Origin of the sequence: Pseudomonas californiensis (genome assembly GCF_021147775.1) — a bacterium.
GTDB lineage: Bacteria > Pseudomonadota > Gammaproteobacteria > Pseudomonadales > Pseudomonadaceae > Aquipseudomonas > Aquipseudomonas californiensis.
In genome coordinates this window covers 1-12,576 of sequence record NZ_JAGTPK010000062.1, presented here as the reverse complement: position 1 = coordinate 12,576, position 12,576 = coordinate 1, and the positions used below count along the sequence as shown (strand labels likewise).

Here is a 12,576-nt window from a genome sequence, read left to right as displayed (position 1 = left end):
CGGCAGCGCTGATGACGTCCTGGCGCAGCGACGTCCCTTCCCATTTCACGATGACGTCGAGTTGTTCAGGCAGGGTTTTGGCATCTGCCATTTCTTTGTTGTACTGGACCCTTTGCTGCGTCGCGAGCCAGTTGTTGTCCAGGTTGGAGATGGACGCATTGTTGGCCGCTGCTGCGCCTGACGGATCGCTCATGGCCGCAATGCCGGTCACGAAGGTGCTGACGATATTGCGTTTGGCTTCGCGCTTGGCATTGGCTTGTGTGCAGGGGGTTCGCTGGGCAGCTCTGACCGCTCGACCAAGCACCGGCGCAACCCGGAATCGACTGTGCTACCAGTTCGAAGTGATTTCATGCATGCCGATGGAAGAGCAGGAATTGGTACGTGGACTGCTCGATGCGGTGATTGTGAAACACTAGGTAGCCGGGGCCATTGCTCGTGCAGCAGGGCCAGCGACTAATTGGAAGGAGTAATCGAAAGGCGGTAGATCTGTGTATTACAAAGGTAATACACCGCACACCAGTGTTTATTGGGCGAACCCTGTGTTTTGTATTACAAATGTATAACAGCACCCAGAAGACAGAAGCCGGATAACTAATTGATACATATAGAAAATACCCACCTCGCGAGAGGTGCGTGATGTGTATTGAGATTTTGCTCCTGTTAAGGGGCGAAAAATCATGCTCAAAAAGGGCGTATTGAGCAACTAGACCATAGGTCGTCAGGGTGGGTGCAAAAGGGATGAAACTTGACTGCAGAAAGGATGTAAATAGGATGCAGAAAGAGTGCAATCAGGGTGCAGATAGGGTGCAAAAACACCGGCGCAAGGCCGGTGTCGAAAGTGTCAGATCAAGTTGAAACTTCTACAACTCACCAAACCTCATGGGTCTCGGCTCTGTAATTCTTTTCAATACGCTCAACAAGCAATGGCGCACTGATAATTCCTCTTGTGGAATGCTTCAGCTCTTCCGAGCTAATCTCTCTCTCCAGCCGAAGTGCTTCGCTTCCATTCCATAGCCAAATAGAGCCTCCCGGCCCGCCATTCCTGGAACGGAACGTAGGAAACACTTGTAACCTTTCGGGAACCGGAACATTTGCCACAACGGATAGAAGGCCTTGATTTACCGCACTTTGAACAACAAAAAATGCGGAAAATTGTGGTTCACCATCAACAACAACCGAAAAATCTTTTGGTTTTTCATTATGAAATCCGGGGAAAATACGTATTAAAAAACCAAATTCCGGATGCTTATGAGTAACTTGCGCATATGCGACACCCTGCGAGGTTAACACCTGCAAAATGTCGCCCAGCTTTACCTTCTTAGCCATTTAAAATCCTTCATATCCAGCTTTTTTCAGCAGCTCGGCGCCGCGAATCAAACCCTGCTCATACTTAGTCGGGTTTTTGACAGACGATATAGAGTTAATCTTATTGATTAACGTGCCGCCATCTTTACCAAGGCCATGGTAGTCGATCAGTGTTTGCTCGACTGCCCGTGCGTCAGCACGTGAAAGGTTCTGTAAACCCTCTATTCTGTCAATCGTGATGCCTTTTTCTCTGAGGTGAGCTTGACCGCGCTTAACTATGTCGTCGGTTATTCCAACATAACGAGTCACGCCATCAACAACACAGTTATAAACACAGGTCTTTCCGCCTATAGAGGCAACTTCACCTGCGCCTTTTGCACCAACCGGTGTCCCGCCCCCTCCAGTCTCACCCTCTCCCAACCTATGCTTCTTGGGCTCCATCGTGACGGTTTTCGACTCGCCCTTACCTTTACGGCCCTTGATCACGCCTGTCAAGACACCGGCGAAGAACTCGCCGCCTCCGATCAGTACGTTTTCTTCCGCTTCGTTTTTGTTGAGGATCCTTCCCTCAAGGCCGTTCGCAAGCTGGGTACCGACTAACTCGTTATATGCCTCGATCTGCCTTATTATCTCTTCACCCGGAGGAGTCGCTGATAAGGCGTTGATAAGGGCCGCTTGCAGCAGCCCTTTAGGACCTTGAGCCAGGGCAACTACAGCTGTGATCGCCTTCTCCTGACCGGGGTGGTCTGCAACGTACTGGTTGAACCCCACCATTTGTCGTAGCACTTCTTGCGACACCGTCAGTTCACCGTTGTCGCTTTCAGTGATAAAAGTCTCATCCAGATACAGCAGGTTTCCCTCCATGCCTGTGTTGAGTAATTTAGCGGCTGCTTCGATCTGTTTGACGTCGATCTTGGAAAGATCAAGCTTCGACAGCCCGTCAACCTCAGCCATTACCTTGGCCTGAAACTCAGGGTCAGCCATGGTGTTCATGGCCTGCGTCCGGGTCATCCCGCCCTCAAGCAACGAGTCCATGGTACGTTCGGCGAACTGCGCACCGCTGATGCTTGAGGCACCCGCGTCCATCTTTCGCCCCAGGACACTTTCTATCTTGTTTACGGCCCTATTGAAGCCTCGCGTGGCATTTTCAAAATTCTGTCGAGCGGTATCGTCGTAGGCCAGAAGCTCCTGGGTCCACTTCGTCGTTGTTTCTATAGGTTTGCGGGCAGCGTCAAGGGAAGAATCCGATGCATACAGGTCTGTGCGATGCTCATCATCGCGGGTGATCTCATAGGCCTTGGTGACATCGCGATTCAGGCCGGCAGTTGAGTCTTTGCCCGCTGCGGCATCACCACGCACGACCACGTCGCCAGCACCTACTGTGCCGCGTACGATCTGTTGACGATCCTTCTCGTAGTTCCAGCCTTCTAAGCTCCAGCCGTTATCGCCCTCTGTGCCTTTGCCGACCTGGCTCTGGTCCTGAACGGCGCCGCCGCTACTGCCGTAGGAACCGCCAACGTTGAGGTAGTAACCGTGCTCCTTGTCCTTGCCGGCGATATCGCTGAAGCCAAGCGTGTTGGTATCGAGCTTCAGGTTGCCGGTGTCGGAGGCGATGAGCGCGCCATCGAGTTGGGTGTGGTTCCCTGTGCGGATATCGACCTGGTCTTTGCCGGTGATGCTGGTCTGCTGTTCGATCCAGTGAGTGGACCCGTTGGTCTGACCGTAGCCAGCCGAGCCGCTGACGCTCCCGCCAAAGCCCACGACGACGGTGGCGCTTAGGTCGTATTCCTTGCCTTCGACCTTACCGGTGTTGGCGACGGAGGTGACGTTCAAATCGCGCCCTACGCGCCCGACGACTTCATTGCCCCGTAAAGTGGCGCCGCTGATGTTGGTGTCCTGGCCGCTGGTAAAGCCCAGACGGTTGCCTGCGTACAGATAGGCTTCCTGTTGCTGCAAGCCTTCGCGTTCCAGATCGCCCTTGCCGATGTTGACACTGGCGTAAACGCCGATCCCGCCGGGGCCAAATGCAAAGCCTGCTTCGCCGCCGCCGTTTTTGCGGGTGTTGTCGGTGGTGCTGTTGTTCTGGGCCGCTTTGATGTTCAGGTCGTTACCGGCGCGCAGGTCGATGTCGCGCCGAGCCTGGACCTGAGTACCGATGAGGTTGAGGTCATTGCTTGCTTGAAGGTTGACGTCACGGCCAGCCTGCAACGCGGTTACAGTCGAGGATTCCTGGCTCTGGTCGCCGCTGGCAATGCCGTTGCTACCACCGATGCCAAGCTTGATGCCGCCGCTGGTGCCGCCGTGGATGCCACCCCAGCTCTGACGCTCGCGGGTTTCCTGGCTGTAGCTGCCTTTGACGGCGTCAAGGGTGACGTCGCGACCTTTGACGTTGATATCGCGGCCTGCCTGCAACTGGCCGCCGCTTACCTGCACGTCATTGTTGGCCAGCAGATTGAGGTCATTGCCAGCGTTCAGGGTCGAAGCGCGGTTGGTTTCTTCGACCACCTGCTGGCTGTTGCTTTGCTTGCTGTTGCCGATTTTCAAATCACCCGTCGGGCCTGACAGGAACTGCCCGACGCTATCGACTGCCCTGAGTGTACTTGAGCCCTTGCTGACAGCATCATCGCCTTGTGCGGCGCCACTGACTGCATCCCTGGTGCTGCCGTAATTATGGTTAAGGCTCAAGCTGAGGCCGTTGCGTTCGGTCTCGCGCTGGCGTTCGATCAACTGCTTCTCACGAGCCGCATCAATCTTGATGTTGCGTCCTGCGGTCAGGTTGATGTTGTTGGACGCTTCAAGGTCTGAGCCGGACTGGTTGATGTCGCGCTTGGCAGTGACATCCAGGTCTTCGCCGGCCCGTATCTGGCTGGCTGCGGCGGTCTGTTGCTCAAGGCGGTTTTTCTCTCTGGCGCGATCCACACCTGCGAAGAAGGTCACGCCGTTGGCGTTGGAGGACACACCGATGCCGCTCTGGCGGTTCTTTTCCCAGTCCTGATTGGAGTTGCTGTTCTGAGCAGCCAGCACGTTGACGTCCTGACCGGCGTTCAAGCGGACGTTGCCGCCTGCGTTGATGCTGCTGCCGATAACATTGATGTCTCGCTCGGCTTGCAGGCCTGCATCGCGTACCGCATTGACCTGGCTGCCTACGCTGGTCGTGCTCTGTGCCACCCGGCCTGCTTCCTTTGCCGACGAGATGGACAGGAAACCACCGGACACCGACAGCCCGGTCTTCTTCTTGTACGCTTCGCTGCGGCTATAGGCTTCGTCGTTGGCCGATATCAGGTTGATGTCACCGGTCTTGTCTTGAAGCCCTGCTCTCAGGTCTACGTCATTACCAGCGCTAACCTCACTCGCCCGCAGCCTGATGTCCTTGCCCGATGCAATTACCGCGTCTTCGCCAGCATTCAACTCGCTCGCGACTTGTGTCGCGCTGGTCTTGAGTTCGCTTTTACCGCTCTTGGACAAGCCCATGAAGCCGGATTTGGATGTCTTGGTATAAGCACCGTGCTCTTCAACGCCTGAAAGTACGGCCACATCACGTGTTGCGCCTACTATCAGATCGTTGCCTGCCGTCAGTTGGCTGCCGATGATGCTCACATCACGTCCACCATTGACGTTAACGCCACCGTTGGCCGCCTTGCTGGCGTTGACGGTGAGGTCTTGCCCTGCGGTTATCTCGGACGCGACGTTGGTGCTGTCGTAGCTTTCTTGTTGTTTGCTGCTGCTGCGACCAAATGAGCCTTTGCTTTTCTTGGAGTAGAAGTACGAATTCTCGTCCAGGCCAGACGCAATGCTCATATCTTGCGCTGCATCCAGAGCGACGTTGCCGCCTGCGTTGACACGGCTGGCGACAACATCAAGATTTTGGCCTGCATCAAGGGCAAGGTTGCTCCCGGCCTTGAGTTCACTGCCCTGCTGGCTGACCGTTCGCGTCTCCAGCGTGGTCTTCTTGTTGCGCGACACATATTCGCTTTCGTCGGCAGCCGCGTCGACCTTAATGTTCCCGGCCGAGCGCAGCGCCACATCCCGCCCAGCCTGCGCCTGGCTCGCCGTTACCGCGATGTCGCGTTTGGCCTGGGCGTTGATGTCCTGGCCGGCGGTGACGGTTGCGCCCAGTTGCGTGGTGCTGGAGGTGGTGTGATTCGGGCCGTTGGCGCGGCCTTGCTGAGTTTGTACGGAGGTTACCGTCACGTCACGCCCGGCAACGAGGTTGGCGTCGCGGCCAGCCTGCAGTACACCGCCTGCGTTGTTCACATCACGACCGGCGCTCAGAATCAAGTCGTTGGCGGACTCGACACGTGCGGCATTGTTGGCGAAGTCTTCACGCCACGTAGAGGCGCCAACCGCGCTTTGGTGGCTGACCACGGTGCGTTCGTTGGTGACGTCGCCATTGGCAGACGCCAGTGCAACATCGCGACCGGTCACGATGCCGCCCGCACGGTTGATCAAGTCGTTGTTGGATTGCAGGTTCAGGCGTTCGTTGGCCTGGACCAGGCCGTCGTTGATGAGGCTGTTGCCTGCGGTGCCGCGCAGATTGCCGCTGGCCCGTAACACGCCGACGTTGGACAGGTTGTTACCCGCCATCAGGTTTACATCGCTGCCCTGAATCAATGCGCCGTTGTTGGCGAGGCGGTTGTTGGCCTGTGCCAGGTACAACACCGGGACCAGCACGTGCTCACCACGCACCACCTGATCTTCCATCCAGACAATGTCGTGGGTCAGTGCCGCGACCTGTTCACCGGTCAGCGCAACACCCACGCTCAGGTTCAGCGGGTCCTTGCTGGCAATGGCGTTGTCCATCAGGTACTTGAAGACTGCCTCGTCGCTGGTCAGGCCGTCGATGAAGCGCTGGCCCGTGCGTGCTACCACAGATTGCTGAATCAGGCGCTGCTCGTAGTAACCGTCGCCCAGACGTTTCCAGGCCGCATCGGGGTTGTAGCCAATGTTATCGAGCAGATAGCTGGAACTCAGGAACTGACGCAGGTCAGTCAGCGCCGGGTTGGTTTCAATCAGGTACCGGTGGGGCTGAGCCGATCTTGCTACCCCCAGCAGCTGTGCACCGCTGCCTTGCAGGTCGGTTGCGCTCTGCGAATCACTCAGGCGGAACAGACCATTCTGGCCAGTCGGCAGGCTGAAGCCCGGCAATGCAGTCGGGTTGACCGGTTGCTGGGTGAGATCGGGCGCCAGTTGACGGTTGAGCGGGACGGCTGTTGCATAAGTGCTGCCCGGCGCGCTGGTGTCGGTGCGCGCGCCGCCGCTGACGTAGGTAAAGCCACGCTGCACCACCGAGTTGTCAAAATTATTGCCTGCCCGGATGTCGACCGCCCCGCCCGCCTGTATCACGGCGGCATAGGTCTGAGGATCAAAAACGGTCTTGTTGATGGTGCGCAGCTCTGAAACTTCCCGCTCGGTCAGCGAGATGAAATTACTCATCGCCGCTTCCAGACCGCTCAGGTTATTGACGTTATAGCTCGCGCCGCCTTCGGAGTACTGCTGGTTGAACGTGCTTGCTGCGTTTTCCCAGCCGTTGTCATTGCGGGTACGTTCTGAGACGAAGACACGGTCGGTCTGGGTCTTGCCCGGCACAACACCGATGTTCTGGAAGTTGTTGAATGAGGCACTCAGCGTACCGCCGCTGGCCACGGTGCTGCTGCTATTGAGGAAGTCGCCGCCCTGAAGCGTCATGTTGCCGCCGGACGTGATGCTGGAGGCTGCGCTTGCGCCGGTGACTTCCAGTTTTTCCAGCTGTTGGATCTTCCAGACGTGGTGTTCCTTGCCCCCGCTGCAGTCCAGGTTGCCGGTGCCTGCGGTTGTACAGGACAACTCGTCGATACGGCCGCTGTAGATACCGGCATCGTTGACGGTCAGAACGTCACGAATGTTCTGCACCGAGTTGGCTGCCAGCAGCATGCTGCCGTCGCTTGTCAGCGTGCCGGAACGGTTGATGATGGAGTTGGCGAAAGCCCCTGCAGCGTCACGGCTGATGCGCAGGTTGCCCATGCTGTAGACGTCGGCGGTCTTGTTGGTGAAGTCGTTCACCAGCAGCGACATGTTGCCGCCGCTGAATATCAGGCCGTTCTGATTCAGCAGCGAAGGCGTGTTGACGGTCAGGTCTTTGGTAGCCCCCAGGGTGCCGAAGTTATTCACAGTGCCTGCGTTGATCTGCATGTCGGCGCTGCTGGTAATACGGCCCTGGGTAGCCAGAATGCCGTCGATGTCGATCACGCTGTTGCCGCCGCTGGCCAGACGCGCCTTGGCGTCTGTCAGGTCGAGACGGGCTGCCTTGAGGTCGAACTTGCCCACGCTGGTCATGCTGCCAGCACCGCTGTAGGCGCCTGAAAGATTGACGTCCAGGGCACCGTCGCTGGCGATCAGGCCGTCGTTGACCCAGTTTTCGCCGCGACCGACGAAGCGCGTGCCCGCCAGCAATCGACCGCCGCCCAGTTGTCGGAAGTTCTTGATGTCCATTTCAAGGCTGGCGGCCTGTAGCGTAGTGCTGTTGGTCCAGCTGTCACCGGTCAGCTTCAGGCTGCCGTTAGTGGTCAGGCTGCCGCCTGCGTTCTGCAGCAGGGGCAGGCCCAGGTCCAGTGTGCCGTTGCCGACGTGGAGTATCGAGCCGCCAGTATTGATGAGGCTGCCGACGGCAACCTGAAGGTCGGTATTGGCGCTTTCCAGTTGGCCGTTGGTGTTGTTCAGCACGCCAGTCAAGGTCAGCGAAGACGAGCCAGAGGTGCCCAATGCGCGCAACTTGCCTCGCGAGTTGTCCACGCTGGCAGCCTTGAGGGCGAAACCGTTGCTGCTTTCAATGATGCCCTGGCGGTTATCCAGTGCAGAGGACAGGTCGAAGTCGATACGTGAGCCGGACACTTCGCCGCCACTGTTGCTGAAACTGTTGCCGCGTACCTGCACCAGGCCGCCCGACAACGCACCATCACGGTTGGTGAACGAAGCTGTTTGTATCAGCGCGTCGCCACCCTGGGCGGAGATGTCGCCGCCGGTGTTATCAATGCCACCGCGTGCGGCCAGCAGCAGACTGCGGCCCTGGATCACGCCGCGCCTGGCGTCCAGCTTGCCGTTGCGCAACAACCCGGACAGGTCCGTGCGGACCTGACCCGCGAGGCTGCCCAGTGCACCTGCGGTGTTGTCGAGGCTTGCGCCCGTCACCGTCAGATCACCTTTTTGCGCGACGATACTGCCGTTGACGTTACTCAAGGCACCGCTGGCGAGGGTCATGCTGCCGTTGCTTTGCAGCGTGCCCTTGTCGTTGTTGAGTGTGTTGGCGGTCAGGTCCAGCGTGCCGTTCTGGCTGTAGATCAAGCCATCATTGCCGTTCTGCACGGTGCCGCGGGAGGTGATCGCGACGGTACTGCCTGCGAGTGTGCCCTTGTTGCGGTTGTCCAGGTCGGTGGTCAACAGCGTCAGCAAGCCCTGACTGCTCAACCGTCCATTCTGGTTATTGACCTGTGCCGAACGCCGCACCAGCAGATCGCTGCCGCTGATCACTTGCCCGTTGGTATTGGTCAGCGTGCCGATCAGATCAAGGGTTATCCCGCCATTGCTGACCAGCGTGCCGCCCGTGTTGTTGAGCGTATCGCCATCGAAGCTCAAGCCTTTGGCGCCGGAAAGCAGGCCACCCAGGTTATTCAGTACTGTGGCGTTGAGGGCCAGGTTGTCGCCGCCGGTGATTCGGCTTTTGGCGTCGTTGTCGAGTTGCGCGGTGGTGATGCTCATCGGTTTGGCTGCGCTGAACGTGCCGCCGTCGTTGGTCACTCGCGCGCTGCTGACCGTCAGTGCGTCGTCACTGACGAGCTGCCCTGAGCTGTTGACCAGGCCACCGCTGACGTTGACGGTCTGAGCGCCGGCGCTTGAAAGCAGCCCTTTGTTGTTGTCCAGGCGGGCAGCGTTGATGTCCAGACTGCCTTCGCTGAGGATCTTCCCGGCGCGGTTGTCCAGCGTATCGCCGATGATCAGGCCAAGCGTGCTGCTTGCGGCCAGCGTGCCCTGGTTGACCAGGTTGCGGGCTTGCACACTCAGGGTGCCGTTCCTGTTGCGTGTATTGTCGGCGTTGACCCCGGATTCGATAACGCCGGTGTTCTTGAGCTGACCGGCTTGCACGACGATAGATTGACCTGCAACCAGGTCCTTGCTGTTGTCCAGCGTGCCCGACGCGCTCAGCGCCAGTTGTCCGGCGGCATAGGCTGGGCCGGTGACAGTGATATCACGCGCCTTGGCGACGATATTGCCGCTGGCCGCGCTCTGGTTCATGGTCAGCTTGCCATTGGCATCGATCTGAATATCGCCACCACTGGCGGCGAGGTCCCCGGCAAGCTTCACGCCTACGCCTGCTTCGGTGCCGACCAGCTTGACCGCACCCGCATACATGCCGCCCAGCGCCGAGCTGTCGATGGCCAGTTCGGGCTTCGCGCTGCCGTCATCTGCCAGCGGAGTGGCTTCCAGCGTCTGGTCATTGACGTCGTTACGACCCGCAATGATGTTGAGTTTTTTGGCTTGAAGCCTGGCGTTGATCTTCGCGCTGCGCGTGATGATATCGAATTGGTCAACGTTATCAGCGTTGAGCCCGGTGCCGTCGATGCTGATACTGCCGCCCTGGACGTTGAAGCGGTCCAGTTGCCCGTTACCGTCCAGAATCGGTTTACCGGTGCTGAGGGTAACGCGCGGGGTGTTGATGAAGCCGCAGCCGTTGCAGGTGATGCCATACGGGTTGGCGACGATCACGCGCGCGCCTTGCCCGGCGACCTCGGTGTAGCCCTTGAGTTGGCTGGCGTTGGCGCCCACCACTTCGTTGAGAATGGTGCTGGCGGCCTGACCGTTCAGGTTGCCGTTGCCAACGATGATGCCGCCCAGTTGGGTATTTTGCGTGGCTTGCGTGGCGTTGTTGAGGATCACGCCTTTGCTGTCGACGTTGTACTGCTGATACTGGTTATGCGACAGGCCGCTGCCATTGGGTGCGGCGATGTTGATGACCGGCACGCCGTTGCCTGCCTGGCCTACGCTCGTGTTGGTGCCGCCACTGACTGCGATGCCTTCGGCTTGCACCAGCAACGGCTGCCAGAACAGTGCATTGGCCAGGATCAGGGCCAGGCCACGTTTGGGTAATCCCCAGAAGCGCTGGCGCCCGGGCAAGTCAGCGCTGGGCTGGCGGGCCTGCAGAGTCAGTGAGCGAACATCCATGAGGATTACCTCGAAACAGCGTATTAACGCAGGTGATTAAAGGAAAAGGTCCAGGCTGAAATAGATCGGCGCTTCGCGCTCGATCGAGTCAGGACGTTCCAGAGAGTGAGCAAACGTGACCGAGGCCCCGACATGCTCACCGCGGGCAAAAAGCTCGAACGAATTGCTTGAAAGGCGACCGTGTTCGTCGCCGTTGTAGCGGTTGTTGCGGATAACGCCCTGGTCATAGCCTGCCGCTGCGCCGTACTGGCTGAACGCCGGACGCAACCAGTCGAGTGTCACTGGACGGGTCAGGCGCACTTCATTGCGCCAATAACCGCCGCTGTCGCCTGCCAGAAACTGGTCCTTGTAACCACGCACCGAGGAAGACCCACCCAGGCTCAGGCGTTGCGGGCTGAACAACACGTCTTCACTGCGTTGCCCGGTGGCCAGGCTGGTGAAGGTCAGGTTCTCGCCGAACAACTGGAAGGGGTGCAGGTAGCTCACCGTGCCGGTGTACTTGCGATAACGCGCATCGGGTTGACCGGCGACCGGGTCGTGATTGCCTTGCGCGTCGAGTGCACCAATGCCCTGCTGCATGCCCAGATCAATGTTCACGAACGCAGAACCCACACGACGACCGTGGTTGATGCCGAACTGCGCCTCGGTGATGCGGTTGCTGCTCAAGCCCAGTCTGGTGTCGTCGATGTAGTTGTTGGTGCGCAGGTAGGCGAGACCCGCGTTGAGCGAGGTCTTGCTCACGGCGTCGCGGTGGATCACCCGCTCGGCCCGGAACTGATGATTCTGGCTGTCGCCGTTCTGCTTGAAGTTGATGCCGTTGGCCTGTGCCTGCGAGCGGTACTCGCTCTCGCTGTACAGGTAACTGAATGTCCACCAGCCCCACGGCACGCTGTACGACAGCAGGCCGTTGCGCGAGGTTTTCTGATGATCGCTGATCGCATCATGACCGCCACGCAGGCTTAACTGGTCGGCGAGCCCCAGCGGGCTGTCCCAGTCCAGACCAGCGTTGAACTGTTGTTCGCCGGTGCTGCGCTGGCCGTCGTTGTTACGCGACAAGTTGGCGCGCCAGGGTTTTTGCGGGGTGTTCTTGACCACCACATCACTGCCGCCCACCGTCTGGCCGGGTGTAAGCTCCATCTGGGCCTGGTTGGACGACAGCCTGTTGAGCTGATCGACCATCTGCTCGATTTCACGCAGGTTGATCAGTTGCCCTTCCTGACCAGGAAAGGTCATGGCCAATTCGCGGTCCGACAGCCCGCTGGCCGCATCGCTGCGCAATTTTTCCAGTCGGCCTTCCACTACCAGCACTTGCAGCTCGCCTTGGGACAGATCCTGCTGCGGCAGGTAAGCGCGTGTTGTCACCAGCCCCTTGTCGATGTAGTGATTGGTAATGACCTTGAGCAGCTCGTTCAGCTGCGCGACGCCCAGGCATTTGCCCAGATACGGCGCGATAAGAGCCTCGCGTTCGGCAGGCGACAGCGAGTCCGCGCCCTTGAGTTCAATGCGCTTGATGTCAAAACAGCGGGCGTCGGTGGGCGCAACCGGGGCGGCGGGTTCGGCCTGTTTGCCGGGCAGGTCCTTGAGGTCTTCAAGGCGGCGGCGTTGTTCTTCAAGCAAGCGGTCCTGACGGTCGCGAATCAGGTCCTGTTCACCCGGGGTAGCGGCCTGAGCGGGGCTCAAGGCTCCCATGCCCAAAATCAGCGCGCACAGCATCATCCACGACCTTATGAAGGCATGCATATGTATTCCATTTACAGTGCTGGAGGCGACTTGTGCGCCTGCTTGGGATGGCCGGAAAGGGCCGCTTTGACGACGCCACGTTATGGCTGACTGGCGTCATGTGTATCTGTGGGGAAACAGACCGCTTACATTTTGAAAAATTCCCCGCTTGGTCATTTATTGTGAACTCTTTCACATGAGTGATTGTCGTGGCGGCATCAGTTCCACGCCATGCAAGTTAGAGAAAACAGGAGCATGACCGTAAGCGTATGGGGAATACGCCTTGCGTAGATCAGCCAGGCATCCATTGATGCGGCAGTAGATGCTCGATCTCACTGGCTTTCTGCGTCGGCAATCGCG

4 protein-coding genes are annotated in these 12,576 nt (G+C 58.6%); all 4 read right to left on the bottom strand.

The window, feature by feature from the left end:
- The coding region (locus KDX37_RS27935; RefSeq protein ID WP_231656449.1) for a hypothetical protein at positions 1-304 on the bottom strand (304 nt) is incomplete at its 3' end.
- A 563-nt stretch (positions 305-867) separates the two neighbouring features.
- A complete protein-coding gene (locus tag KDX37_RS27930; protein WP_231656448.1) occupies positions 868-1,326 on the bottom strand; it encodes a hypothetical protein in 459 nt (152 codons plus the stop codon).
- Positions 1,327-10,497, bottom strand: a complete 9,171-nt coding sequence (locus KDX37_RS27925; protein WP_231656447.1) for a hemagglutinin repeat-containing protein — start codon at positions 10,495-10,497, stop codon at positions 1,327-1,329.
- A 36-nt stretch (positions 10,498-10,533) separates the two neighbouring features.
- On the bottom strand, positions 10,534-12,213 hold the full coding sequence (locus KDX37_RS27920) for a ShlB/FhaC/HecB family hemolysin secretion/activation protein (RefSeq protein ID WP_231656450.1): 1,680 nt from the start codon (positions 12,211-12,213) through the stop codon (positions 10,534-10,536).
- Between the last annotated feature and the right edge of the window lie 363 nt (positions 12,214-12,576).

What these genes read in the sequence shown, in the direction of transcription:
- KDX37_RS27930 (WP_231656448.1), bottom strand. Translation starts at nt 1,326, where the DNA reads ATGGCTAAGAAGGTAAAGCTGGGCGACATTTTGCAGGTGTTAACCTCG.
- KDX37_RS27925 (WP_231656447.1), bottom strand. Translation starts at nt 10,497, where the DNA reads ATGGATGTTCGCTCACTGACTCTGCAGGCCCGCCAGCCCAGCGCTGAC.
- KDX37_RS27920 (WP_231656450.1), bottom strand. Translation starts at nt 12,213, where the DNA reads ATGATGCTGTGCGCGCTGATTTTGGGCATGGGAGCCTTGAGCCCCGCT.